We start from the raw sequence: 24,753 nt of genomic DNA on the forward strand, positions 1-24,753 counted from the left end.
CTCTAATTTATACTAAGGTTAATATATCGTTGTGGTTATTTTCATATTCCAAGGCATAATGCAATTCACCTTGGGATTCTGCAAACACCGTATATAATAATTGGTCTTGGTCAACTTTATCCCCTAAATGGACATTCAATAAAATACCCGCAGATTTTGATTGGGGTGCCCCGGAAAGTTTTGCAAGTTTTGCAATCTTTCTATTATTGATAAGTTGCACTGTACCGGATCTTTTTGCTTTAATTTCAACTTTATATGGAGCCAATACGGGATTGGTAAAACGGCCTTGTGCTCTGCAGATAGCGAGAAACTTTTCGAAGGCTTTTCCAGATTCCAAAAGCTGTTTGGCTGTAGCGGCACCTTTTCCTTTCATAACCTTTCCTGATAGCTCCAATAACTCACCTGCTAATAACAACACTCTTTCTTTAAGATCTCTGGGTGCATTATCTTCATTTTTTAGCACACTTAAAATATCAAAGGCTTCCAAAGATGGTCCAATACCTCTGCCGACTGGTTGCGTACCATCTGTAATGACGACCTTTATATGCAGTCCCACAGCAGTTCCAACGGTTTCTATATGGTTTTTTAATTTTTGAGCCATTTCCATACTACGAACCTTTGCGGTTTCGCCCACAGGAATATCAATGACCACATGGGTTGAACCAGCTGCAGCTTTTTTTGATAACACCGAAGCGATAAGTTGGCCCTCACTGTCAATATCTAAGGCTTTTTCAATTTTTATGAGCACATCATCAGCAGGGCTTAATTGCGCGGTCCCACCCCAGACAAAACAGCCCCCTTCTTTTTCGACTACAGTTTTAATTTCTACGGAAGAAAGGGTCACATTGGTCATTACTTCCATGGTGTCTGCGGTTCCGGCCGGGGAAGTGATGGCCCTTGAAGATGTTTTTGGCATCGTTAGACCGTAGGCAGCTACTATGGCCACTATCAAAGGTGTTGTTCGATTGCCGGGTAATCCTCCAATGCAATGCTTATCGACCACGATTTTTTTGTTCCAATTCAATTGCTTTCCTGAAGCAATCATTGCCTTTGTGAGATTGGATATTTCATCAATATCCATTCGGTCACCTGCACATGCCGTAATGAATGCAGATAGATGTATATTGGAATAATCGCCTTCTACGATATCGGTTATGATTTCTTTATAAGCACTATAATTTAGCTTTTGATTATAAATTTTTGCTCTTACGTGGCTTAAGGATTCTATGGGCTCCAGATGGGAAATGTATAGGGTGTCATTTTCAGAAACCCTAAGTTTTTTTGCAGCTGCATCCGATAGACCAATCTCATTGGGCAATAGAATATCTGAATTTATAACGTTGAGGCTTGCCACGATGGAATACATTGCCTTGGAAACCCTTATTCTTGTGAGGGCTTCAAAGCCTTCGGAAATACAGACGTGGCAGTCCTCACGCATATACACAACGTTCTCATTGTGGGTGTAAATTCCAAGGTGCTTGTATTTTAGTATATTTGAGTGTTGCTCCATAACTGTTATTATTCTTTCGATTTATATAGTCTATTCTATTTCTTCTATATTGTATAGTTGCGGGATTTCCGCATCCCATCCATAGGTTTCCTTTATTCCTTTTTGAAGAGCTTCCGCACCTTCTTTTTCTCCGTGCACAATAAAAATTCGGGCTGGTTTATCTTTTATTTTGCTCATCCAATCTATAAGTTCAGCGTGGTCTGCGTGTGCCGAGAGGCCTTGAATTTCGGCTACTTCCATTTGAAAGGATACCGTTTTCCCATACACTTTTAAATCCTTCTCGCCTTCCAATAATTTTCTTCCACGTGTTCCTTCGGCTTGATAACCAACAAACAGTAAGGTATTGTTAGGGTTTTGTGCCTGTGTTTCGAGATAGTTGAGCATCCTTCCTCCCGTGAGCATTCCGCTGCCTGCAATAACGATTTTTGGCTTGTTGTCCGTTCTCAATTCCATGGTCTCCCTGTAACTGCTCACCACTGTGAAATAAGAACACATTTCATCGCATTCGTGGGCTTCTAATTTGTGCCAATCTCTGGTACTGTGGAATAGCTCTAATACATTAGCACCCATAGGGCTGTCCATAATCATTGGAATTCTAGGAATTTTGTTTTCCTTGAGCAATCTCCAGAAAATCAACATCATCAGTTGGGCACGTTCCACTGAAAAACTTGGAACAAATAGGCTGCCACCTCGGTTGATAGTTTCATTGACCAATTTTTCTATTTGTGGAATAGCTTCTATCTCATCGGGATGAAATCTGCCGCCATAGGTCGATTCTATGAAAAGCACATTGGCTTTTTCTGGTTTGAGTGGCGGGTACAATAATAAGTCGTTTATCCTACCAATATCACCTGAAAAAACAAAGCGTTTTCCGTGTACATCCAATTCTATGAAAGTAGCACCCAAAATGTGTCCGTTATACTGAAAACGAGCCTTGATACCGTCGAACATTGGGATCCATTGGGATTGGGGAATTGCCTTAAAATGAGGAATGGTTCTTTCCACATCCTTTAAATCGTAAAGCGGTTCTGCCGGACTGTGTTTTGAATAGCCTTCCTTATTGGCACGTTCGGCTTCCTGTTCCTGGATTTTTGCACTGTCATTCAAAATGATTTTGGCAATATCCAAAGTGGGATTGGTACCATAAATAGGGCCATTAAATCCTTGCTTTATCAACCTTGGTAGATATCCCGTGTGGTCCATATGGCCGTGGGTAAGCAATACCATATCAATTTCAGAAACTTTAACGGGCGGATATTCCCAGTTTTTTAGGCGCAGTTCTTTAAGACCTTGAAAAAGACCACAGTCTATCAATATTTTGTTTTCTCCTGTGTCCACCAAATATTTTGATCCGGTTACCGTGCCAGCGGCTCCTAAAAAATGGATGTTTATTTTATTGTTTTTCATCTTTTTTATTTTTAATATCCCAAAACCCTTTTTTTGCTTCAATGAAGATATGGATAGACCTATTTCTTCATTGGTCGCAACCAAGTCGTTAAGGTTTTTATTGACCGCATTTTAGTGTCCACCACAACAGGAAGGCGAATCTCCTTTTTCTTGGTTCGATTTGTACAGTTCGACTATTTCATTATAGAGATTACGGGAATCTTCTTTAATAAGTAGCGCGAACTTCTTTACGGATTGTGGTTCGAAGTTTATCATCCCCAGCAATATTTCAAGAGCTTCTTCGAGTAATTTTGGGTCGTCTTCCAATGCTTGGTAAAATGGCTCTAAATCTATGTTGTTCTGTTTTTGCAATGCTTCTGTTTTCATCTGTATGGTTTTTTTAATATTTATGAATGTTTGTTTTATTGTTCTACGCAGTTATTTTAATGTGACCTGCATAATTCTTCTGAGTCTTCGAGAATATTTTTGTGTCTTGATTTTGGCACCCCAATTTTTTCTAATAAATCAGGGTTTTCGTGAAGCTCTTTGCAGAGTACAATACCCTTGTCCAATAATCTGCTTTTCTCAGCTTTTGTAAGGGTTGTTAAGGCCGTTAATGGATGTAGGCCAGATTGGTCTATTCTGTATTTAAGACTGTTGTTTATTGGATAATTCCAACTTACAAGTCCCAAGCCCATGCAGGTTCCATATTGAATGGCATCTGTTGTAAAGCGTGTATTGGTATATACCCAACCTTGGTGAAACTTGGTTTCATGCCCTGGTTGCTTTTCCCATTGTTTCTCTACATCCAGAAATCTGGACTGGATATAAAGTGGGATTTTTACATTACAAAACCTACCTTGGTCGCTGTGGTATTTACATTCTATCATATAGTGCCTATTATCTTTTAAGGCCGTTACGTCCACTTCGTGTTTTACACAATGGCCTTGTATAATGACACCGACTTCTGTTTGAAATCCTTCGTGTCCCAGAATTTTGCCTACAAATTTCTCAAAAGGAAACCCTGTGGGACCTAGTTCCATAATGGCTTTTTTTAGTTTATATCTTGATGCACTTGCCCTTGATTTACCCTTTAGCATCTTAAATGCCATTTGGTAGATTTTTTTGGTGGTAATTCCGTCATATAATTGGCCTTTAACTTGCTCAACTATTTGCTGGATCAATTCTTCACTTGCCTGAGAGCGCCTTAAGGAATTGATTAGTTTTTCAACATTGAATTCAACAATGTCACCAGAGTATTTTACTATTTTAATTGAGTTTTCCATTTTTAGATATGTATAGTCATTACGGGCAATGTTGAATGGTTGGTTACGCCTTCAGCGATACTTTTTGAAAACAAACTTAAAAACCCGGTTTTTCCATGGGTGGCCATTGCAATTAAATCAATAGGGTTCTGCTTAATAAAAGTATTGATTCCCGTTTCTACAGAAGGCTCATTATAAACGGCCATTGAGTAATTTTTTATTTCCGGGAACTTGTTCAATAATTGTTCTATTGGGTTTAAACCAAGTTCTATACTGTTGAAATCCACCTCGGTATTTATTCGTAACAAATGGATGCGGGCATGACACTTTTTGGCAATGGGTATCACTTGATTAAAAGCCGTGCTTATATCTTCCTTGAAATCTGAAACAAATACAATATTCTTGAATGGGAAGGTTACATCCTCATCTTTTACCACAATTACAGGAGCGTTTGCCTTCCTCACGATTTCTTCAACATTACTACCAGTAATCTCTCTGATTATGCCCTTGGTTCCGCTACTGCCTGTAATGATAAAATCGTGGTGAAAATGTCCTGAATGCTCCAAAATATCAGCTTGCCCGGCATCAAATTGAAGAAAAGTAAGGCATTTAAGCCCTTTGTGTTCAGCTTCTATTTCCAACTCGCGCAATTTGGCTTTGGCAATGCCTATTTGTTTTACGGTTTCGGGATATCGTTTTTCCTTTATTTTGTCCAACTTGACCCAATTTACGGGGGTTTTCATAAGGTGCAAAAAGTGAATTTCTGAATTATATAACTTGGCCATTTCTATACCAAGTTGTGCCGCTTTACTGCAGTTTTCAGAGAAATCGGTGGGTACAAGTATATTTTTCATTTTATCTAAGTTTAATCATTTGCTATCCATTTAAAATCACAGACTTTAGCTCCTCCTGCAATGCTATTGGTGCGTTCTAATTTGGCATTCCACATTTTAGCAAGGGGAAAATCCAAAGCGCACCAAGTGTTGACACAAAACTCTGAAAGACCTTTGTCCTTAAAATATTCTGCCACAGGACACTTTTCGCAATTAAAACGAACAACATCATCTGGTTGTGGAATATTTTTCCATTTATAGGAAGGGCTGTTAAAGGGAAACATCCTAAAAAGTTCTGTGGCATATGCCAGCCTTTTCGGATTGTTTTGATATTTTAATCTTGTTAAGTCCCAGGAAAACCCCCCCATAATTTTATACACCTTCCAAGCTATATCATAAAAATATTGTGTGGTTTTTGCATCGCTTATACCTCTTTCAGTAAGTTCATTATAAAAAGTGGTGGACATACTAGCGAGATGAACCATAACCGTACCTCCCAAGGTGGGCTGTTTACCAATATCCCTTCGCAATAGTTTATAGCGTGACCAATATCCTTTAAGGATTGATTTTATTCCCTCCTTGTCAAAGTTGGGGGACAGTACTTTTCTGGTAGCCCCTGCTACTTTCATCTTAAACCAAAACAAAATAATTCGTAACAAATCTTTAAATTTTAAAGTTTTTAATCCGTTGTTGCAATTTCATTTCCTGATGGAACTTGTTTTTCAAAACAGTCCAAATTATATATTGTCGTTTCAGCTATATTAGCCAAGGCTGTTTGGGTTAAAAATGCTTGATGACTGGTAATTAAAACATTGCTAAAAGTCATTAAACGAGCAATCACGTCATCTTGTAAGATGTCATCGGAATGGTCCTCAAAAAACAATCCTTCCTCTTCCTCATAAACATCCATACCAAAATAACCTATTTTTCCATTTTTTAATCCTGTAATTACGGCCTTTGTATCTACCAATCCACCACGACTTGTATTGATGAGCATTACACCGTTTTTCATTAATTTAATGTGTTTAGCATTAATCAAATGCTTGCTCGAAGGAGTTAAGGGTATGTGCAGAGTTATTATATCTGCTTCCAGGCAGATGGTTTCGCAATCCGAATATTGAACTCCGTATGAATTTATCAAATTTTCATCTTCAACAACATCTTGAGCAAGAATGTTACATCCAAAACCGTGAAGTATTTTTACAACTACAGCACCGATTTTTCCTGTTCCAATAATACCAACAGTTTTTCCGTTAAGGTCGAAACCTGTAAGCCCGTTCAATGAAAAGTTTTGTTCGCGAACCCTATTATGCGCTTTAATCAATTTTCTGTTCAATGCAAGTATCAACGCCATGGTGTGTTCTGCAATAGCATAAGGCGAGTATGCCGGAACCCGTGAAATCTTGATGCCCAATTCGTTAGCTTTTTCAATAGCTACGTTATTATATCCTGCTGTACGAAGGGCAATATATTTGACTCCCAAAGCATTTAGCTTTATAAGAACGCTTGCTGATGCATCATCTCCAGTGAATAAGCTCACGGCTTTAGAACCGTTTGCGAGAATAGCAGTATCTTCGGTCAATCTATTTTCAAGCAATTTCAATTGATGTTTGCCCTTATTTGCCTCAATAATATAAGGTTCTTCAAACCTATGTATGCTAAATATGATTGTTTTCATTTTTTTACTTTTTAATTTATCTACGAGTTAAATAGAATGTATATAACTCCCACTACAATAACACTTCCAAAAGCAAGCAATACTAATTTACCTGTACGTTTGGAACCTTTGAAAAAGGCAATTCCCAGTTTGACAATCATATTGCTAATGGTTGCGGTGATAATAACATTGCCTGCCAGTGCGAGTTTCTCATCAATGGAAGCAAATTTTGACATACTTATTGTTATCGCATCAGTATCGGCCAGTCCAGCAATTAGGGCCGAATAGTAAAGCCCCCTTTCACCAAAAAAATCATTTGCATAAAAAACAGCGAATAGGATTAACACATAAATTGCCCCAAATCCTAGGGCATTCCATATATTAAGTGGATTTCCAAGATTGATATCGGTTCTTGGGACATCAGTATCCTTTTTAATAAATATGAGTGCACTGATTAAACAGATGAGCGTAAGGATGAAAAAAGGAATGGTCAGATAGGTTATTATGTCATTATTAAAAATATATGCCAGCACCGCAAGCCTCGGGAACATTATTGCCGAAGCGATAATTATTCCAGCTGCATATTTTTTTGAAAGTTCTGGAGATTCCTTGCTTCGTGATGCATAAATCCAGGCTACGGCTGTACTTGATATCAATCCGCCTAAAATGGCCGTAAGCAATATACCTTGTTTGGAACCTACGTATTTAACCAAAAAATAGCCTATAAAGTTCAAAAAGGAAACAATGACAACAATGGAGCCGATTTCAAAAGGATTTAATAAACCTTCTGGCCCATAGTTTTCATTCGGTAAAAAGGGCAGTATCAATAGTGCAATAATTGTAAATTTAATAAATGCGAAAAGTTCTACCGAGGTGATATTCTTTATAAAAGAGCGAAATGTTGTTTTAAGCGATAATAAAGTCATCACTACCACTGCTGTGGCAACAGCCTCTTTATGTAAGTGGTTAGCAACCATTACGCCAAGAATTAAGGTAGCAAATAATGCCAAATTAGTTGTAATACCGGTCATTAAGTGCTTTTGTACAATTGAGATATGGCTTAATCCCAAAAACAACAAAAAAGTGGCAACTGTAATAATGACAAACCAGGGGGTATACACCTGAGAAAGATTACCCAAAATAAATCCTATGATTGCAACAATGGGGAATGTCCGTATTCCCGCAAAACCTTGCTCTTCTTTTAATTTATCGTATTCTCTTTCTAATCCAAGGATTAAGCCAATGCCCAAGCTAATGATTATACCAAGAATAAAGGGGTTTATATTTTTTAAGGATTCAATCATATTTATTTACTAAATAGCTTTAAAAGTTCCTGTAATTCTTCTTTTACTTGATGCTGTTTTATCACTTCGTCAAAAGGTGTTAGATTCAATTGATTATTTAAAAACCCGACCATTTTATTTTTAGCTCCACTTAATATTCTCTCTACCGCTTCAACTCCCATTCTAATACCCAACACTCTATCGAAAGCAGATGGGTTGCCACCACGTTGCACGTGTCCTAATCTTGCAATACGCAAATCGATATTGGCATTGATTTCCCTTATTTTGGATGCAACAAGTTCAGCACCTATTTCATCACCTTCAGAAACCAAGATAAGAAAGGCATCTTCGCTATTGTAACCCTTGACTTTATCCAATAGGTAAATGAAGTCCTTTCCACTTTCGGGAATAAGAATGGCGTCTGCACCCGTTGACAATCCCGAATGAATTGCAATATAGCCAGAATCCCTCCCCATTACCTCCACAATGAATACACGGTTATGCGATTCGGCCGTATCCCGGATTTTATCAATGTTTTCAATGGCCGTGTTTACTGCGGAATCAAAACCGAGGGTATAATCGGTTCCAGAAATGTCATTGTCAATGGTTCCCGGGATGCCAATAAATGGAAGGTTACATAGTTCTGAAAAAGCTAATAGCCCCCTAAAAGTACCATCACCACCAATGGCTATCAAGGCATCTATGTTGTTTGTGAGTAAGGTTTGTAACGCTTTATTACGACCTTCCGGTTCCATAAAACGTTTGCTTCGTGCGGTTTTGAGCATGGTTCCTCCTCTTTGTACTTTTTTTTGCAAATCGTGGGATTTCAATGTTGTGAAATCGCCATCAATCAACCCTTCATATCCTTTACGAATTCCCGTTACTTTTATGCCTTTTGCTTCTGCAGTTTTTGCTATTGCGTACAACGCAGCGTTCATCCCAGGGCTATCGCCTCCTGATGTAAAAACACCTATATGTTTAATTTCAGTAGTATACATTAAATAATATTTTTTATAAAAATGTTTTTTAATATTTAAGCAATAAAAATTTTATCATCCAGATACACACTTTGTACTAGGTTGAGTAATTCCAATCCTTCTTTGAATGGTTTCTGAAAGGCTTTCCTACCTAAAATCAAACCAGAACCACCGGCTCTTTTATTGATGACGGCAGTTGTTACCGCTTCTGTCAAATCTGATTTGCCTTTGGAACCTCCTCCAGAATTGATCAACCCAATCTTACCCATATAACAATTTGCTACTTGTAATCTACACAAGTCAATAGGATGATCTGTGGTCAGTGTTTCATACATGGCATCATCAAATTTGCCGAAACCTATATTCTTAAACCCAAAATTGTTTGTTGGAAGTTTCTGTTTGATGATATCTGCCTGAATGGTAACTCCCAAATGATTGGCTTGCCCTGTTAAATCTGCTGATGCGTGAAAATCTTCCTTTTCTGTTTTAAAGGCATCATTTCGAAGGTAGCACCATAAAATGGTTGCCATTCCTAAATTGTGGGCTTCTTCAAAAGCTTCAGCTATTTCCTTTAGTTGTCGGTTACTTTCCTCTGAACCAAAATAAATGGTGGCACCTACGGCAACAGCACCCATATCCCAAGCTGTCTTTACCTTGCCAAATAATGTTTGGTCATATTTATTGGGATACGTGAGAAGCTCGTTATGGTTGACTTTCACAATGAAGGGTATTTTATGGGCATATTTTCTAGCATTTAGCCCCAAAACGTCAAATGTAGACGCCACACCATTGCAGCCTGCTTCAATAGCGAGTTTTATGATGTTCTCTGGGTCAAAGTAGTCTGGATTTTTATAGAATGAAAAGGCTGCACTATGTTCAACACCTTGATCAACGGGAAGTATACTTAAATAGCCAGTGCCACCTAGATTTCCGTGGTTGTACAACTGTGCAAGACTCCTTAACACCTGTGGATTTCTGTTACTATTTTCAAATACCTTTTCAAAACAGGTCTTGCTAGGGGTTTGCAATTCATCTTTTGTTATTTTTTCACAAACGTGATTTAGGTAAAAATCAGCTTTGTTTCCTAGGTTTTGTATTATGTTTTCATATGTACCCATAATTCGTTATTTATTTTGCTTTACAATATTCATTTTTCATTTTTTACATAGAAGTATTTTACAATATCCTTCCATAGATAGGTCTCCTTAATATTAACGAACCCAGCTTTTATTAGATTCTGTTTGGTTTTACGGTTAATGTTAGCACCCATGATAATTAGTGGTATAAAATTGAACCAGTCCATTAGTGTGCCTAGTACTTTGCCATTACTACGAACATGTTCTAACATAACGAGCTGTCCATCTGGTTTTAGAACTCTTTTAATTTCTTTTAGTCCCTTAACGGGGTCTGGAACAGAGCAGAATACACAACTGGTAATAACAGTATCGAAGGTATCATCCTCAAAATCCATATTTTGCACATCCATTTCTAAAAAATTCACATTTGGTAAGCTCTTCTTGTATTTTGTCATTGCTTTATCGAGCATGTTTTTGCTGAAATCAATAGCTGTTAAACGTATATCTTTAGAGTATAATGGAAGATTTTTACCAGTACCAACCCCAATTTCAAGGGTCTTACCGTTTACCTGCTGAACAAGTTCTTTTCGCCATTTATCAAAACCACTGGTTCCCATTGGCTTTTCAAATGAGTCAAAATATTTTGCTATTCTATTGTAGCGTTTCTTTATTTTTCCCTTTTTGTCCATTTGTGTTTTTTATGCAATAGATAAGCTTTGATTTGTTTTAAAGATGGATTTTGAACCATCTTTTTCTATTCCCAAAAGTGCACGTATGGCATCGATGGTTTCTGGAATGACAATGGCTTGGTTATCGACAACATAGGCATAAAAAAGTTCATTACCCTGCACCTTTAGCATATCTTCCCAAAGAGCTACTTCATACATGTCACCCCAGGGTCTTCCCATATCCATAAACATCTCCTTGATGGTATTGTTTGAAACGAGCCCTTGGTCATAGCGTATCAGCTTAATTCTGCTAGAAGTTTTAAAGGCGTTCAGCACTTCTTCTTTGCTTGCTTTTTTCTTTAATTTCACATTCCAGTAGTGCATGTGGCTCAAGGTTTCGGGAACTTTTACTGCGGAAGTGATGACGTTTAAATCTGGATCCACGCTTTGTGCATCGGGACCTTGGTGGCTGGGAATTTCTTTTTCGGGCAACATGGTGTTCATAATACCTCCTAAATGGCTTTCCCAAGGGTCGGTTGCCCGGCGCAATAACGTGCCTCTTGCATAATCCAGTAGCCCTGCTCTTTTTAAAGCGCCAAGGGTTCTTAATATCGAAGTAGTATTACAAGAGACCACTCTAGTAGCATCAAGATTTAAAGCCGTTTCATAATTGATTTCCGCACTAAACGAATGCCCTGTGGTTTCATGTTTTTCGCCACCTTCCACAATAAATTTGATACCTTGTTTTTTATAGGTTTCCACATTTTTAGCTGCTATGTTTTTTGGGGTGCAGTCCACTACAAGATCTACTTTTTTCAAAAGGTCTTGCATACTCCCTTTTACTGTAATGCCAGTATTTTTCATTTCCTTTTCGGCATCTGTGGTGGCTACATAGATATTATAGCCCTTTCTTACGGCATTTTGTATGCGCCAATCGCTAATAACATCGCAAACCCCCACGAGATTCATGTCGTCTTGTAAATTAATGGCATCGGCAACTCTTTTGCCGATGACTCCGTATCCTACCAATCCTATATTTTTCATGCGTTTTATTTTATTGATTTTTATATTTCTTTTATCTTTTGTTTTTTATTTGCGGTCTCCATTCCCATTGGCATATTGCCGTCGTCATCTGTATGTGAAATCATAAAAAGGCGTTCTGCGACGAGTATTAAAATAATCCCGATTGCTGCCACAATGAGTACCAATGGATCGCTCAGGTATTTTAAATAAAGAAATGCAGATAGAACTGCAACATCCATTACAATGGCTATTATTGGGATGATTGGAAGAAAGTCCACTTCTTTTCTTAGGTGACGAAATAGTCCCCAATGAATTGCAATATCCATAATGAGGTAAAAAATAGCTCCTATTGAAGCAATTCTTGTTAAATTAAACAATATAGTCAGTAAAATGGCTAAAGAGACCGTGAATATGAGGGCTGGGTTTTTAAAGTTCCCCATTCTTTTTAAAGACGGTACTTGTTTCATATTGCTGAGCATTGCCAATAAGCGAGATGCCGAAAATACACTAGCGATGACACCAGACACGGTTGCAATTATAGCAATGAAAATAGTTATCCAAGACCCCCATTCCCCAAAAACAGGTTTTGCGGCTGCCGCTAGGGCGTAGTCTTTTGCAGCAATAATCTCTGGAATGCTCAAGCCACCTGCTACTGCCAAGGCCAAGGCCACGTAAATGAGGGTGCATATAATTATGGAAATAATAATGGAACGCCCAAGGTTTTTATGAGGGTTTTTAATATCCCCTCCCTGATTGGTAATGGTTGTAAATCCTTTATAGGCAAGGATGGCCAACGCCAATGCAGCCACAAACCCTAACCCCTTAGGTATTGTTTCACCACTTTGTGGGATATAGTTCCCGGTAATATTGGCAAATCCAGAGACTATAAGGCCAGCAATGGCCAGCAATGCAATCCCTACAACTTTAATTATTGCCGTGAACGTAGCAGTTGCGCCAATAATTTTATTGCCTAAAATATTCACGATATAAGCAGTCACCAAAAGTAAAATACCCAAAATAGATGAGTAACCAGCAAACCTTTCGGGGAACAATCTAAGCGTGTAGGCTCCAAAAGTGCCCGCCACCAAGCTTTCCGAAACCACCATTGACACATACATTAATAAGGAAAAGACACCGGTAATGGTACCTGGACCGTAGGATTTATTCAAAAATTTGACTACACCTCCAGAGGAAGGAAAAGCGTTTGAGAACTTTACATAGGAATAAGAACTGAAACCCACAACAATGGCACCTGCAATAAAAGAGATTGGAAATAAATCGCCAACCAATTCTGCTATTTGTCCCATAAGGACGAATATGCCGGCACCAATCATAACTCCCGTACCAAGTGATACGGAACCTATTAAGGATAGTTTTTGATTATCTCCACTGTTTTTCATTTTTAATTGTTTTTTTATTAATGTATGATGAATTTGGTTTAAAATTTCTAATGATAAGCCTATTGCTTTTTTCGTAGGTGAAATAACTAACTGCCCAGTTAAAACCAACCATCAACTTATTCCTGAAACCACTTATTGACATTAAATGGACAATAGACCAAAGTAACCAAGCAAGGTAACCCGCAAACTTAAAGTTTCCTAAATCTGCTACTGCACGTCGTTTTCCCACAGTTGCCAGTGATCCTTTGTCTTTATATTTAAAAGGCGTTAATGGTTTTTTATTAATTAGGTTCATCAATGTCATGGCAAGATGTTTGCCTTGTTGGATGGCTACTTGGGCAACCTGAGGATGTCCTTTCGGAGTGTCTTTTGAAATCAATGAAGCAATATCTCCTATGGCATATATGTTATTATAACCTTCCACCTTTAAATAAGCGTCCGTTTTTAAGCGATTTCCATTTGTTATATGCTCTTTATCAATTCCTCTTGGAAAATGGCCTTTAACACCTGCTGTCCAAATAAGGTTTCTTGCCAAAAGGGTGTTACCACTTTTTGTTTGGACAACCTTACCATTATAATCAATGACCGATTCATTCAATAAAACCTTAACACCTAGTTTTTTTAAATATTTCAAGGTTTTTAAAGAAGCATTTTTTGACATGGTTCCTAATAGTTCATTGGATGCCTCTACCAAATAAATATGCATCAATGAAGCAGGATATTCAGGGTAGTCCTTTGGTAGAATGTATTTACAAAACTCCGCTAAAGATCCGGCCATTTCTACTCCTGCAGGCCCCCCGCCAACAATGACAAAATTGGTTAAGGCATCACGGTCCTCATTATTGCAAGTAATTGTCGCCTGTTCCAGATTTTGCAGCATCATATGGCGAATATTAAGGGAATCTCTAATATCTTTCATCCCCAAACAGTTTCGCTCCACATTTTCAAGGCCAAAAAAATTGGTTTCTGTGCCAGTTGCCAAGACCAAGGAATCATAGGTTAAACTACCTTTATCAGTAATAAGGGTATTGGAGGAGGGTTGGATTTCCTCTACATTTGCCAATCGAAAAGACACGTTTTTATACCCACTGATTTGTTTTCTAAAAGGGAAAGCAATGCTATCGGGCTCAAGGGCACTAGTGGCCACCTGATAAAATAGAGGCTGGAATTGATGAAAGTTATTTTTATCCAACAGCACAACTTGAACGTCTTTATTTTTTAATTTTTCAACCAATGCCAAACCTCCAAAACCTCCTCCAATAATTACTATCCGAGGCAGTTTTGAATCTGGTAAACAAATGGAATCTGAAATACTACAATGTGTTTTCATGTGGTTTTTTGTCATACTACTATTTTTAATACAATGTTGGTTTCAATAGTATTACCCAACATTATTTTTCGAGCAAACAATACAGTATCTATAGTTGTCTTTTCTCAGTAACATCTTGTTTTCTTACTATCAAGACTGAACAGTTTGCATGTAATGATACGGCCTGCGAAACCGATCCGAGCAAAAATCGCGAAAACGCTCCATAGCCATGTGAACCTACCACTATTAAATTGGCCCCATAATTTTCTGATTCATCAAGAATGGCATTTTTTGGTGAACCTGGGACAACAGTTGTAGTAATGGATAGCTTTGAATTAGCCTTTTTTAATGACTTGGCCGCATCTTTAACGTTTTTTTCAGAGACCTCTTTTGCTATAAGTATAGCGTCATTATAAGTACTGGGCAATCCACCCATAGGTACCGACCCCATGGCACTGGCTAAGGAATTATCAAAAATCGATAGGATACGCACTTCGGTATTAAGTTGAAACGGCATTCTCGCAAGTTCTTCAACAGCCACTTTACTGTATTCTGAACCATCTGTTGCTAACAAAATTTTCATCATTTTAAAATTTAATTATTTTTATTTGACTTTATAAGTTTTCTCCAATATAGGTGCTCATATAATCCTGACCAGAACATTCCAAAAGTGAAGGCAAACATTAATTCTTCAAGAGGGATTCCTAGTAAAAGAATACGAGTTAGGTTTTTAAAGTTCCAATACAGTTCCACATATTGGGGATAAAACACAAGGATACTTCCAAAATAAATAAAGTAAAGTATGGTAAACAATATGCCTCCAACAAATACCTTTCCTTTTAAATCTGGTCTACAATAAATGGTTGCTAAACCACCACTAAACAAGCCTATAATGCCGCAATAAATGTGGTTGAGCGATGTAAAGAGTACCATGATGATGAACATTATTATTGGTACAAAAAGAATATAGTTATGTAATTTATGCCTCTTGTCTTTCCTGTCTGCATCGTTCATGATCGTATGGTCTCTTTTAAAAATAAGATTGTACAGTATAGTACCGATGCCTCCTATAGCAAAAGAAAATATTAGGCTTTCAATATCAAAACCTGTTTTTTCCGCCAAATTAAATAACGAAGGAGGAAACCAATACTCTGGCACAAACAAAGGTTCGGTAAGCCCAAAGGGCATTGTAATCAAGCTCATTTTGAGCATTATTTTCCTTACCTTTTTTTTAGACAAATATATAATTGCCCAAAGTATAAGAATAATCAAGGACCATATCAACCAAACGTATTGCATAACCTTATTTTTTTTGAAGGTTTAAATATGAAACGGTTTCTTTTACTGAAAGCGGGTAGGTAGCATTACCGGCCCTAACATAAAAGGTTGTGCTTTTACCATCATTCACATAAACGGGATTGGGGTAAGGTTCAACATCAATCAAACAAATATCCTTTCCATCCAGTTCATAAAACGATACATGACTGCCAAAGGATGCTTCACGGTCTATATAGGTTGAAATAATGCGGAATACTTCCCGCTCAAATCCGTCCTTGTTTTTGTGCTTAAGGGTCTTAAAATCGTTTTCCAGACCAAGGATCTTGCCTTCATCATCTACCCCAACAATCAATTTACCGCCTTTGGCATTCATAAAGCCTACAATGGTTTTGGCAATGACAACCTCCAGTTCTCTATTGGGTGTTTTTTTAAAATAGTCATAACGCATGGACGATTTAAATTCTACCCAGTCATGTTCACCCAGTTCTATTAGTTTTTGCACATCTCGTTTTAAAAGGTGCTTTTGTTTTTTTAGCAGGTCTTTGGTCTTGGTTAAATTAATCCAAAACAATCCAGAAAAAATCCCCAAAATAGCACCAAGAGTTGCAAGGATACCACTCATTCCTACCATGTTAAATGTAAAAGACTCCAGCAAACGCTCTTGAAGGATATCTTTAAATACCATTGTGGAATAAGGGATATGGCTAAACTCAAACCAATAGACCACCATGGTGAATGGATGTATGAGGAAGTAAAAAACACTGGACCCAATAAATACATGAACCAATATTATTTTAATGTTTTTTGTCATCTTGACCATCATTTATTTTAGCATCAAATTATTTTGTTTTTATTTGAGCATTATAAAAACCTCCTATACAGGCACCTATTAACCACCAAAGAATAAAAGTTTGGACTATTCCCATTAACACTTCTAATAGTGGAACATCCATTCTAATGATACTGGATGTGTCCAAACCGTGCAGTAGGCTGTTGAAAAAGGTAATTGTTCCTTCTTGTCCAGTTGTAGCCATAACAATCATACAGCCCAAATAAATTATTGCTCCTGTAAGACCAAAGGCGAAACCTAATTTTTTTACATTTAATCGATACATAATTTTATGTTTTTTAATTAATTATCCGAGTTTAAAATCTTTTTAGATTCTTCAAATTCTTCCTTGGAAATTTCACCTTTTGCAAAGCGTTTTTTCAAAATATCCAGTGGGCTTTCTTTCTTTGATTTTTGATATGGAATATCGGCAGGGACAAAGAATATCCAAACAATGAATACCATCCATATAATCCACCATATTAAGTGCATACCTCCAAAATGTCCGTCGTAAAAATGCATAATGTTTAATTTTAAGTTATTATTAATTTATTTCTGTAATCGTATAACCCCCAAGTGTATTGAGTTGCTTTTGTAATTCATCAACTGAAAGGGCTTCTTTCATTGTGATGATCGTAGTTCCTTTAGGATTTAGAAAAATTTCTGTTTTTTCAACTTTTGGATGTGCCTCTAAAGCCTTTTTAACTCTCGTAACGCATCCTGCACATCCAATGCCCTCAATTTGAAATTTATGTTTCATATGTAGATATTTATTGTCGTTTATTGGTCTATGTAATTCGCATATCTTCATTGGTATTTGCGACCAATTTTTTGTTTATGCTCATTTCATAGCTTTATCCTTTAATGATGAAGATGGTCTTCATGCTCTTTTTTAGTTTCAATAGAAGTGGCCTCTTTGCCCTGTTTGTTATTGTTCTGCTTTTCTGAATGGTTATGCCCTTCATGACCATGGGAGCCGTGAGGCATAAATAGGTGACAGGCAAACATAAAAATGATAAAAATGAAGAGAGAAGAACCGTCTCCTATCCCAAATGATGGTGCTAAAAAGATGAACAGGAGTGGCAAGCCACAACCAAGAACCATCCATAACCAGTGATTTTTCATTGTTTTAGGTTTTAACTGTTAATAAATTAGTGATGTTCTAAATGGTCTTCTTTGGTTTCCCCATTCATTCCATCCATCTTATCCATTCCTTCGGCACTCATCATCTTGATACAAGAATTCATGCATTCTTCACTCATCATTCCTTTCTCGCTCATTATTTTCATCATGGATCCCATCATTTTTACATTTCCCATCATTCCCCTCATCATGGAGTACATCATTGTACTGTCCTTCATCATCATTTGCATACCTTCTCCTTGCATCATGGAGCCCATCATTTTTTTGTTTTCTTGCATCATTTGCATAATGTGATTGCTTCCCTGCATATTCTCCATAAATTCTGTCATGAAATTGTGGTTTTCTGCAATGGTCTTGAATACTTCACTCCTTGTTTCAGAATTTTGAAGCATAGCTTTCACATCTGTTTTCTGGTTGCAACTGCTTAAGCTTAAAAGCCCAATTGCAGATAAAGTAATTACTAGTTTTTTCATATTTTTGATTTATTGAGTTAAACATTTATTATAATTTTTATAAACCCATTCCCAACACTCTATATAACCATTTTGAGGGGAATGGATTATCAGCTATTAATTTTTAGGTTTAAAAAATCTTCAATTTTTGAGCTTTTCTTTTCTGTTGAGTACGTTTTTATTGTTGATCAATTTTTTTAATACGCCATTTGCTGTTACTTCCTTTTATTGCTATTAATTTATCCGAAATCAATCTGGATGATATGATAGGTGGGTTTTTATCATTCTTATCTTTAGGTGAGACGTGAATGGCCAATTGGGTTAAATGCTCAATGGGTTTCCCTTCCATATCTATGACCACTTCGAAATAATGATAGCTAACAACATCTTTTTTAAAAATATGGTTGTAACCAATGGTTTCTTTTTCAACTTTTAGAGCCAATGCCTTGTTACCTTCAAAATTGGAGGCATTCAAAAATTGTGGTGTAATGATGGTTTTACCAGTTTTATCGATATACCCATAATAGTGCACACCTTCTTTTTGAAGTGTAATTAAGCATCTTTCATTACTAAATATGGGATAGCTAGTATCGTCATTTTTGGTTAGTACCAAATCGTCTCGAAAATCAATGATTATTTTACCATCTAGGTCAATAAAACCCCATTCGTTCCCTTTTTTTATGGCAGCTACTCCATCATGAAAAGGTGATATATAATCGATATTTTCTATGGTTTGTGCAAGTCCTAATAGAGGAAGTAGCATCAATGTAATAAATAGTTTTTTCATTTTATTTGGTTTTAGAGTTTTTAAATTTAGTTATAGACGTCCTTCTTATGCTATATAATTTTCGATCTTATCTATATAATTTCATCATAGAAATTTCGTTTCCAGTTTTCTGCGTTTTTATAGTCAGTCATACTCATTCCAACAACATCTTTAAATTGGCGTGACAAGTGGTTGACACTACTGTAATCCAACAAATAGCCTATATCTGAAAAAGAATGTTGTTTAAGTTGGATGAGTTCTTTTGCTTTTTCAGTTTTCAGTTTAATAAAATATTTTTCAATGGTTGTTTTTTCATTGGCAGAAAACAATTTGCTCAATGTTTTATAGTCACGATTTAATGCAGAGGACAATAATTCTGAAGTTTTCACTTTAATGTTTAGAGGTAATTCTTGTAATTGCTCAATCAAGATTATTTTGATTCTTTCTAAAAGCATTTCTTCTTCGCTTTTTACAATTTCAAACCCATTGGAAAGAAGCACTTTTGTGACATCCCCTGTGATATTACTATCTGTTTTGTTCGTGGCCTCTACTAAAAGCCTTCCTAATTCTAATGACAATACAGTTAAACCCAACTCTTGTAATTCTTGTTTGATTACTTTGAGGCAACGATTGCAGACCATGTTTTTTATCCAAAATTCTTTTGGTGAACTCATAATATTTTATGTTTTGTCGTTGTACATCATGTCCAATTTTAATATGGCTAAGACTATACAGGTTTAGTAGGGTAAATTATATTGTTGAGAATTAGGAACAACAATTTTTTGCCAGAAGTAATATTTGGCTATTATAATATAATGTGCAGATTGAATTCAATCTACAATGAAGAAAATCAAATTAAGTAAGTCTCGAGTAGAATTTGTACATCCTTAGTCAGCAATGGTGGTCGATAATTATCAAAAGGAACTAAATTTTTCTCTTTCTCTGCAAATAAGTTTTGGTAAGTATAATAGAAGGTGTTAAGGAAAACAATGGTTTGAATCCTAAGTTCACTCTTAGAGGTTTCGAAAACATTATCAGCTTGTTTAACAATTGTTTGACTATCACAACAATCCTTTTCATGAAGTGCAGAACAGTTTTTAACTGAAAAATCATTCTTCTCTATATAATCTTCGCAAACTTTAGCTTTACCAAAAAAAGCCATGCTGACTAATTCATTATCACAATAGTGTATATTAACCCTAAAAGAAGATGTTGTTAGCAATATTAAAGCTGCTAAAAGGAAAGATAGTATTTTAGAAAAAAAAGATTTCACTTTATAAAGCTAACATATTTTTGGTTAACATTCAAAAATATCTCTTATGGTTAAACAAAAATATGATATATATCATTTTATGTATCTAACTTTACTCTTTTATTTGTATCTCAATATTTGAGCGAATAAAGTAAAAAATATTTTGTAATTTTTTTTATTTTAAAAACCGTAGCTTAAAATAAAGAATGTTTTATATATCCAAAATATATGTTAAATAAAGCCAAGATGCTGAAATTTTTGTAGTTTTGTAATGATAATGAAAAAATTCTTGTTCAAAATATTATCTATTTGTATGGCACTTTTAGTGCTGTTATCAACAATATCTTTTACTATAGACATGCACTATTGTGGTGATACATTGGTTGATGTTGCAATATTCCATAAAGCTAAATCTTGTGGCATGGATATGGAGCATACAAATACTGACTATTCGGTTATCAATAAGAATTGTTGTTCTGAAAAACAGATTACTGTTAAAGGTCAAGATGAACTAAACACATCTTTTGATAATTTAACGCTCCACCAACAACAGTTTGTGGCTTTATTTGTATACACATATGTTAACCTTTTTGAAGACAATAATGAAAATGTAACTTCATTTAGGTCATATAGACCTCCACTAGTTATCAAGCAAATCTACAAGCTTGATGAGACTTATTTAATTTGATTTTTAAACAATAGACTGTATTATCCAATGGATATTTTCCATTAGGATGATTTCGAGTATTCGGTGTTTTTATAACACCAATGTCTAATGTTTAAAAATTAAATTATATGTTAAATAAAATCATTCGCTATTTTCTTGAAAACAAGCTAATAACATTCATGTTGCTGTTCGCCTTTATTATTGGGGGAATTGTAACGGCACCATTTAATTGGGAAACCTCATGGATTGAACGAAGTCCCGTTCCCGTTGATGCCATTCCAGATATTGGAGAAAACCAACAAATTGTATTTACGGAATGGATGGGGCAATCGCCACAAGATATTGAAGACCAAATTACGTATCCATTAACAACGGCCTTATTGGGAATTCCTGGCGTAAAAACAATTAGGAGCAATTCCATTTTTGGATTGTCCAGTATTTATATCATTTTTAATGATGATGTCGATTTTTATTGGAGCAGAACCCGTATCCTAGAAAAACTCAATTCCTTGCCACCGGGAACGATACCTGATGAAGTTAAACCTGCACTAGGTCCAGATGCTACGGCATTAGGGCAGGTATATTGGTACACGTTGGAGGGTAGAGACCCAAAAACTGGCAAACCAACAGGTGGCTGGGATCCACAGGAATTAAGAACCATACAGGATTTTTATGTACGCTATTATCTAACGGCCACAAGCGGTGTTTCTGAAGTGGCCTCGGTTGGTGGTTTCCTTAAAGAGTACCAGGTGGAAATTGATCCTGACGCCATGAAAGCCAACAATGTGAACGTAAACATGATTATGAACGCCGTTAAGAACAGCAATCTGGATATTGGTGCGCGTACATTAGAATTTAATAAAGTTGAGTATTTGGTTCGTGGATTGGGATACATTAAGAATCTATCCGATTTGGAAGAAAGTGTAGTTACTGTACATGACAACGTGCCCATTCGGTTAAAGGATGTTGCAAAAATACAATTTGGGCCAGCTACCAGAAGAGGGGGATTGGACAAAAGTGGTGTAGAGGCCGTTGGTGGTGTAGTAGTCGCCCGTTATGGAGCAAACCCTCAAGAGGTTATTCATAATCTTAAAAAGAAGATTGATGAAGTTGCACCAGGATTGCCCTCTAAGACACTGGCTGATGGTACAGTTTCAAAAATCACCATTGTCCCTTTTTATGATCGTTCAGGTTTGATTCAGGAAACCTTAGGAACCCTAGAGTCATCATTATCCCACGAAATTTTGATAAGCATCCTAGTTGTAATTGTATTGGTGCTAAACCTTCGGGCATCTGTTTTGATTTCAACCTTGCTGCCTGTTGGTGTTTTAATGACCTTTATATTGATGAAATTCTTTAATGTAGATGCCAATATTGTGGCACTTTCTGGGATTGCCATTGCTATAGGTGTGATGGTGGATGTTGGTATTGTGTTTACCGAAAATATCATAAGGCATCTTGAGATGCCCGAAAACGAGCATATAGGTGGTAAAAAATTGGTACAAGTAATTTATGTGGCAACCGTAGAAGTCGCTTCTGCCATCATGACCGCATTGGCAACAACCATAGTAAGTTTTTTACCCGTGTTTGCCATGCAGGCCTCAGAAGGAAAATTATTCAGACCCTTGGCCTTTACCAAAACATTTGCCTTGGTATCCTCATTGTTTATTGGCATACTATTTATTCCTGCCATTGCACAGGTATTATTTTCCATAAAATTAGATAAAAGGAAAACAAGCCGCATATTCAATTCTATTTTAATTGGTTTTGGTATCGTGTTTTTAGTAGCTTATGGAAGTTATATTGCCCTCGCCTTAATCGCATTTGGGGCCAATAATTTATTGACGCAAGTACCGGAAAGAACATTTTTGAAAAACAGAATAAAACTACCGTATTCGGATAAAATTGCCAATTACATCAATATTGGTATTACCGTATTAACAGTGGTTTATTTTTTAACGATTGAATGGATGCCTTTGGGAGCTTCCAACTCTACATTTGTAAATTTCATATTCGTAATTATTATTGTAGGAACGGTTTTAGGACTTTTGATGACTATTGTTCATTTTTATTCAACAGTTCTAGCTTGGTGTTTAGAAAATAAATGGAAATTCCTGTCAATTCCAATAATTGTGGTGTTCTTTGGTATTACCATTTGGTTGGGTTTTGGCAAAACGTTCAGTTTTATGCCAAATTTTATAAAAGACACTGATGTTTGGAAAAGTGCTGAAAATTCGTTTCCGGGGGTTGGAAAGGAATTCATGCCCGCTTTAGATGAAGGTTCTTTTCTATTAATGCCAACGACCATGCCTCACTCTGGAATAACTGAAAACATGGAGGTCATTGCGAGCATAGATAAGCACATGAACTCTATTCCCGAGATAGCAACGTCTGTTGGTAAATGGGGGCGTGTCAATTCGGCATTGGATCCAGCGCCAACCTCGATGTATGAAAATACCATAAATTATATTCCTGAATACATAATAGATGCTGATGGAAGAAGAGTGCGTTTTAAAGTTGATAAACATGATGCATTTGTTTTAAGAGATGGTACAACGTATAAGTATGGTAAGGATGAGTTCAGAAAAATAACTAAAGAGCAATTGATTGAAGATGAGGATGGTGAGTACTTTAGACAATGGCGCCCAAAAATTAAAAAAGCGGATGACATTTGGAATGAAATTGTAAAACATTCCAAATTTCCAGGCTTGACATCGGCCCCAAAATTACAACCTATTCAAACACGATTGATTATGTTGTCTACGGGCATGAGGGCCCCCATGGGCATAAAGGTATTTGGACCAACATTGGAATCCATTGAAAAAACAGGATTTGAATTGGAAAACCTGTTAAAGGAAGTTCCCAGTATAAATCCGTCTACCGTTTTTGCCGACAGGGTTGTTGGTAAACCCTATTTGGAAATGAAATTAAATCGACAAGCCATGTCTAGATATGGTTTAACAATTAAGGATATGCAAATGCAACTATCGGTCGCTGTTGGTGGCAAGCAATTAACCACTACCGTTGAAGGCAGGGAACGTTTCCCGGTTCGGGCACGTTATGCACGTGAGTATAGGGACAATCCTGATGATTTGAAGAAAATTTTAATACCAACACCTGCTGGGGTACAAGTAGAGTTGGGTGAACTGGCATCCATTGAATATGTTCGCGGACCTCAGGTAATAAAAAGTGAGGACACTTTTTTAACGGGATACGTAATTTTTGATATGAATGAAGGCAATGCCGAGACCAATGTGGTTGAAGATGCGCAGAAGTTGCTAAAGGAGAAAATGGATTCGGGTGAATTTAAATTACCCGCAGGGGTAACATACCGTTTTACTGGGAACTATGAAAATCAAATCAGGGCGTCTAAACGGTTGATGTTGGTCGTGCCAATTTCATTGATTCTTATCCTATTGATTTTATATTTCCAATTCAAGAATTTATTGCCATCGTTAATGGTATTTACGGGCATTTTTGTTGCTTTTGCTGGTGGTTTTATTATGATCTGGTTATATGGACAGGACTGGTTTTTAAACTTCAAATTTGCTGGAGTCTATATGCGCGATCTGTTCCAGTTGCACACTATTAATCTCAGTGTAGCAGTGTGGGTAGGTTTTATTGCGCTATTTGGCATTGCTACCGATGATGGGGTTATTATGGGAACCTACTTAACCCAGGTCTTTGAAGAGGAAAAGCCAAATACCGTTAAAGGTGTAAGGACTTCTGTTCTGCATGCAGGGTCTAAAAGGGTACGGCCAGCAATGATGACGGCAGCTGTGGCCATTATTGCCTTGATTCCTGTCCTCACGGCCACTGGAAAAGGAGCCGACGTTGTAGTCCCTATGGCAATTCCTTCCTTTGGAGGCATGCTGTTGCAAGTGATGACCATGTTTGTAGTTCCTGTTTTATACAGTATGTGGAAAGAACATGGTTTAAAGAAACAACAAAAAAACATACAATCTTAAACTTAAAAAGA

At 36.8% G+C, this 24,753-nt stretch carries 27 protein-coding genes; 2 read left to right on the forward strand and 25 right to left on the reverse strand.

Features of this window, described 5'->3' with window-relative positions; all coding sequences use genetic code 11:
* Positions 1 to 7 precede the first annotated feature (7 nt).
* From G5V56_RS03790 to G5V56_RS03910, 25 genes are all read right to left on the reverse strand, one after another.
* Positions 8 to 1,510 carry a thymidine phosphorylase family protein gene (locus tag G5V56_RS03790; RefSeq protein WP_166961649.1) on the reverse strand — a complete coding sequence of 501 codons (1,503 nt, stop codon included), beginning with the start codon at positions 1,508 to 1,510 and terminating at the stop codon, positions 8 to 10.
* Between the two features lie 30 nt (positions 1,511 to 1,540).
* On the reverse strand, positions 1,541 to 2,917 hold the full coding sequence (locus G5V56_RS03795; protein ID WP_166962160.1) for an MBL fold metallo-hydrolase RNA specificity domain-containing protein: 1,377 nt from the start codon (positions 2,915 to 2,917) through the stop codon (positions 1,541 to 1,543).
* Positions 2,918 to 3,028: 111 nt separating this feature from the next.
* Positions 3,029 to 3,283: a hypothetical protein gene (locus G5V56_RS03800; protein WP_166961652.1), complete on the reverse strand. Its 255-nt coding sequence runs from the start codon at positions 3,281 to 3,283 to the stop codon at positions 3,029 to 3,031.
* A gap of 56 nt (positions 3,284 to 3,339) precedes the next feature.
* On the reverse strand, positions 3,340 to 4,182 hold the full coding sequence (locus tag G5V56_RS03805; protein WP_166961655.1) for an ATP cone domain-containing protein: 843 nt from the start codon (positions 4,180 to 4,182) through the stop codon (positions 3,340 to 3,342).
* A gap of 2 nt (positions 4,183 to 4,184) precedes the next feature.
* Complete coding sequence (locus G5V56_RS03810; RefSeq protein ID WP_166961658.1) at positions 4,185 to 5,015, reverse strand: universal stress protein; 831 nt, start codon at positions 5,013 to 5,015, stop codon at positions 4,185 to 4,187.
* Between the two features lie 11 nt (positions 5,016 to 5,026).
* Entirely contained in the window at positions 5,027 to 5,653 is a 627-nt protein-coding gene (locus G5V56_RS03815) for an L-2-amino-thiazoline-4-carboxylic acid hydrolase (RefSeq protein WP_166961661.1), read from the reverse strand.
* 20 nt (positions 5,654 to 5,673) lie between these two features.
* The gene (locus G5V56_RS03820) at positions 5,674 to 6,672 is read right to left on the reverse strand and encodes a 2-hydroxyacid dehydrogenase (RefSeq protein WP_166961664.1); all 999 of its coding nucleotides are present in this window, start codon (positions 6,670 to 6,672) and stop codon (positions 5,674 to 5,676) included.
* Positions 6,673 to 6,692: 20 nt separating this feature from the next.
* Positions 6,693 to 7,955, reverse strand: a complete 1,263-nt coding sequence (locus tag G5V56_RS03825) for an MgtC/SapB family protein (RefSeq protein ID WP_166961667.1) — start codon at positions 7,953 to 7,955, stop codon at positions 6,693 to 6,695.
* A gap of 2 nt (positions 7,956 to 7,957) precedes the next feature.
* On the reverse strand, positions 7,958 to 8,932 hold the full coding sequence (locus tag G5V56_RS03830; protein WP_166961670.1) for an ATP-dependent 6-phosphofructokinase: 975 nt from the start codon (positions 8,930 to 8,932) through the stop codon (positions 7,958 to 7,960).
* A gap of 35 nt (positions 8,933 to 8,967) precedes the next feature.
* The gene (locus tag G5V56_RS03835; RefSeq protein WP_166961673.1) at positions 8,968 to 10,029 is read right to left on the reverse strand and encodes a class I fructose-bisphosphate aldolase; all 1,062 of its coding nucleotides are present in this window, start codon (positions 10,027 to 10,029) and stop codon (positions 8,968 to 8,970) included.
* Between the two features lie 29 nt (positions 10,030 to 10,058).
* On the reverse strand, positions 10,059 to 10,676 hold the full coding sequence (locus tag G5V56_RS03840) for a class I SAM-dependent methyltransferase (RefSeq protein ID WP_166961676.1): 618 nt from the start codon (positions 10,674 to 10,676) through the stop codon (positions 10,059 to 10,061).
* A 9-nt stretch (positions 10,677 to 10,685) separates the two neighbouring features.
* Positions 10,686 to 11,699: a type II glyceraldehyde-3-phosphate dehydrogenase gene (locus tag G5V56_RS03845; RefSeq protein ID WP_166961679.1), complete on the reverse strand. Its 1,014-nt coding sequence runs from the start codon at positions 11,697 to 11,699 to the stop codon at positions 10,686 to 10,688.
* A 20-nt stretch (positions 11,700 to 11,719) separates the two neighbouring features.
* A complete protein-coding gene (locus G5V56_RS03850; RefSeq protein ID WP_166961682.1) occupies positions 11,720 to 13,078 on the reverse strand; it encodes an APC family permease in 1,359 nt (452 codons plus the stop codon).
* Positions 13,059 to 14,423: an NAD(P)/FAD-dependent oxidoreductase gene (locus G5V56_RS03855; protein WP_206285867.1), complete on the reverse strand. Its 1,365-nt coding sequence runs from the start codon at positions 14,421 to 14,423 to the stop codon at positions 13,059 to 13,061. The genes G5V56_RS03850 and G5V56_RS03855 overlap by 20 nt, the downstream gene beginning before the upstream one ends.
* Positions 14,424 to 14,496: 73 nt before the next feature.
* The gene (locus G5V56_RS03860) at positions 14,497 to 14,973 is read right to left on the reverse strand and encodes a universal stress protein (protein WP_166961685.1); all 477 of its coding nucleotides are present in this window, start codon (positions 14,971 to 14,973) and stop codon (positions 14,497 to 14,499) included.
* A gap of 8 nt (positions 14,974 to 14,981) precedes the next feature.
* Positions 14,982 to 15,590: a lycopene cyclase domain-containing protein gene (locus tag G5V56_RS03865; RefSeq protein WP_240911206.1), complete on the reverse strand. Its 609-nt coding sequence runs from the start codon at positions 15,588 to 15,590 to the stop codon at positions 14,982 to 14,984.
* 100 nt (positions 15,591 to 15,690) lie between these two features.
* Positions 15,691 to 16,476: an AlbA family DNA-binding domain-containing protein gene (locus G5V56_RS03870; protein ID WP_166961691.1), complete on the reverse strand. Its 786-nt coding sequence runs from the start codon at positions 16,474 to 16,476 to the stop codon at positions 15,691 to 15,693.
* Positions 16,477 to 16,504: 28 nt separating this feature from the next.
* Positions 16,505 to 16,780, reverse strand: a complete 276-nt coding sequence (locus tag G5V56_RS03875; protein WP_166961694.1) for a DUF5676 family membrane protein — start codon at positions 16,778 to 16,780, stop codon at positions 16,505 to 16,507.
* A 17-nt stretch (positions 16,781 to 16,797) separates the two neighbouring features.
* The gene (locus tag G5V56_RS03880) at positions 16,798 to 17,016 is read right to left on the reverse strand and encodes an SHOCT domain-containing protein (protein WP_166961697.1); all 219 of its coding nucleotides are present in this window, start codon (positions 17,014 to 17,016) and stop codon (positions 16,798 to 16,800) included.
* A gap of 22 nt (positions 17,017 to 17,038) precedes the next feature.
* Entirely contained in the window at positions 17,039 to 17,254 is a 216-nt protein-coding gene (locus G5V56_RS03885; RefSeq protein WP_166961700.1) for a heavy-metal-associated domain-containing protein, read from the reverse strand.
* A 101-nt stretch (positions 17,255 to 17,355) separates the two neighbouring features.
* Complete coding sequence (locus G5V56_RS03890) at positions 17,356 to 17,619, reverse strand: DUF1517 domain-containing protein (protein WP_166961703.1); 264 nt, start codon at positions 17,617 to 17,619, stop codon at positions 17,356 to 17,358.
* Positions 17,620 to 17,645: 26 nt separating this feature from the next.
* A complete protein-coding gene (locus tag G5V56_RS03895) occupies positions 17,646 to 17,954 on the reverse strand; it encodes a hypothetical protein (protein ID WP_240911207.1) in 309 nt (102 codons plus the stop codon).
* Between the two features lie 313 nt (positions 17,955 to 18,267).
* Positions 18,268 to 18,876: a WG repeat-containing protein gene (locus G5V56_RS03900; RefSeq protein ID WP_166961709.1), complete on the reverse strand. Its 609-nt coding sequence runs from the start codon at positions 18,874 to 18,876 to the stop codon at positions 18,268 to 18,270.
* Positions 18,877 to 18,947: 71 nt separating this feature from the next.
* Positions 18,948 to 19,529 (reverse strand): helix-turn-helix domain-containing protein, encoded by a 582-nt coding sequence (locus G5V56_RS03905; protein WP_166961712.1) that lies wholly within the window; start codon positions 19,527 to 19,529, stop codon positions 18,948 to 18,950.
* A gap of 176 nt (positions 19,530 to 19,705) precedes the next feature.
* Positions 19,706 to 20,128, reverse strand: a complete 423-nt coding sequence (locus G5V56_RS03910; RefSeq protein ID WP_166961715.1) for an HYC_CC_PP family protein — start codon at positions 20,126 to 20,128, stop codon at positions 19,706 to 19,708.
* 256 nt (positions 20,129 to 20,384) lie between these two features.
* Here G5V56_RS03910 and G5V56_RS03915 point away from each other — a divergent pair, with 256 nt between their 5' ends.
* Both G5V56_RS03915 and G5V56_RS03920 read left to right on the forward strand, forming a co-directional pair.
* The gene (locus G5V56_RS03915; protein WP_166961718.1) at positions 20,385 to 20,795 is read left to right on the forward strand and encodes an HYC_CC_PP family protein; all 411 of its coding nucleotides are present in this window, start codon (positions 20,385 to 20,387) and stop codon (positions 20,793 to 20,795) included.
* 107 nt (positions 20,796 to 20,902) lie between these two features.
* Entirely contained in the window at positions 20,903 to 24,742 is a 3,840-nt protein-coding gene (locus tag G5V56_RS03920) for an efflux RND transporter permease subunit (protein WP_166961721.1), read from the forward strand.
* Positions 24,743 to 24,753 lie beyond the last annotated feature (11 nt).

The organism is Yeosuana marina, from assembly GCF_011762485.1.
GTDB lineage: Bacteria > Bacteroidota > Bacteroidia > Flavobacteriales > Flavobacteriaceae > Yeosuana > Yeosuana marina.

What these genes read in the sequence shown, in the direction of transcription:
- G5V56_RS03880 (WP_166961697.1), bottom strand. Translation starts at nt 17,016, where the DNA reads ATGCATTTTTACGACGGACATTTTGGAGGTATGCACTTAATATGGTGG.
- G5V56_RS03845 (WP_166961679.1), bottom strand. Translation starts at nt 11,699, where the DNA reads ATGAAAAATATAGGATTGGTAGGATACGGAGTCATCGGCAAAAGAGTT.
- G5V56_RS03870 (WP_166961691.1), bottom strand. Translation starts at nt 16,476, where the DNA reads ATGACAAAAAACATTAAAATAATATTGGTTCATGTATTTATTGGGTCC.
- G5V56_RS03860 (WP_166961685.1), bottom strand. Translation starts at nt 14,973, where the DNA reads ATGATGAAAATTTTGTTAGCAACAGATGGTTCAGAATACAGTAAAGTG.
- G5V56_RS03855 (WP_206285867.1), bottom strand. Translation starts at nt 14,423, where the DNA reads ATGACAAAAAACCACATGAAAACACATTGTAGTATTTCAGATTCCATT.
- G5V56_RS03900 (WP_166961709.1), bottom strand. Translation starts at nt 18,876, where the DNA reads ATGAAAAAACTATTTATTACATTGATGCTACTTCCTCTATTAGGACTT.
- G5V56_RS03905 (WP_166961712.1), bottom strand. Translation starts at nt 19,529, where the DNA reads ATGAGTTCACCAAAAGAATTTTGGATAAAAAACATGGTCTGCAATCGT.
- G5V56_RS03840 (WP_166961676.1), bottom strand. Translation starts at nt 10,676, where the DNA reads ATGGACAAAAAGGGAAAAATAAAGAAACGCTACAATAGAATAGCAAAA.
- G5V56_RS03885 (WP_166961700.1), bottom strand. Translation starts at nt 17,254, where the DNA reads ATGAAACATAAATTTCAAATTGAGGGCATTGGATGTGCAGGATGCGTT.
- G5V56_RS03865 (WP_240911206.1), bottom strand. Translation starts at nt 15,590, where the DNA reads ATGAGCTTGATTACAATGCCCTTTGGGCTTACCGAACCTTTGTTTGTG.
- G5V56_RS03890 (WP_166961703.1), bottom strand. Translation starts at nt 17,619, where the DNA reads ATGAAAAATCACTGGTTATGGATGGTTCTTGGTTGTGGCTTGCCACTC.
- G5V56_RS03820 (WP_166961664.1), bottom strand. Translation starts at nt 6,672, where the DNA reads ATGAAAACAATCATATTTAGCATACATAGGTTTGAAGAACCTTATATT.
- G5V56_RS03920 (WP_166961721.1), top strand. Translation starts at nt 20,903, where the DNA reads ATGTTAAATAAAATCATTCGCTATTTTCTTGAAAACAAGCTAATAACA.
- G5V56_RS03795 (WP_166962160.1), bottom strand. Translation starts at nt 2,917, where the DNA reads ATGAAAAACAATAAAATAAACATCCATTTTTTAGGAGCCGCTGGCACG.
- G5V56_RS03875 (WP_166961694.1), bottom strand. Translation starts at nt 16,780, where the DNA reads ATGTATCGATTAAATGTAAAAAAATTAGGTTTCGCCTTTGGTCTTACA.
- G5V56_RS03895 (WP_240911207.1), bottom strand. Translation starts at nt 17,954, where the DNA reads ATGGAGAATATGCAGGGAAGCAATCACATTATGCAAATGATGCAAGAA.
- G5V56_RS03805 (WP_166961655.1), bottom strand. Translation starts at nt 4,182, where the DNA reads ATGGAAAACTCAATTAAAATAGTAAAATACTCTGGTGACATTGTTGAA.
- G5V56_RS03800 (WP_166961652.1), bottom strand. Translation starts at nt 3,283, where the DNA reads ATGAAAACAGAAGCATTGCAAAAACAGAACAACATAGATTTAGAGCCA.
- G5V56_RS03825 (WP_166961667.1), bottom strand. Translation starts at nt 7,955, where the DNA reads ATGATTGAATCCTTAAAAAATATAAACCCCTTTATTCTTGGTATAATC.
- G5V56_RS03790 (WP_166961649.1), bottom strand. Translation starts at nt 1,510, where the DNA reads ATGGAGCAACACTCAAATATACTAAAATACAAGCACCTTGGAATTTAC.
- G5V56_RS03835 (WP_166961673.1), bottom strand. Translation starts at nt 10,029, where the DNA reads ATGGGTACATATGAAAACATAATACAAAACCTAGGAAACAAAGCTGAT.
- G5V56_RS03915 (WP_166961718.1), top strand. Translation starts at nt 20,385, where the DNA reads ATGAAAAAATTCTTGTTCAAAATATTATCTATTTGTATGGCACTTTTA.
- G5V56_RS03850 (WP_166961682.1), bottom strand. Translation starts at nt 13,078, where the DNA reads ATGAAAAACAGTGGAGATAATCAAAAACTATCCTTAATAGGTTCCGTA.
- G5V56_RS03810 (WP_166961658.1), bottom strand. Translation starts at nt 5,015, where the DNA reads ATGAAAAATATACTTGTACCCACCGATTTCTCTGAAAACTGCAGTAAA.
- G5V56_RS03830 (WP_166961670.1), bottom strand. Translation starts at nt 8,932, where the DNA reads ATGTATACTACTGAAATTAAACATATAGGTGTTTTTACATCAGGAGGC.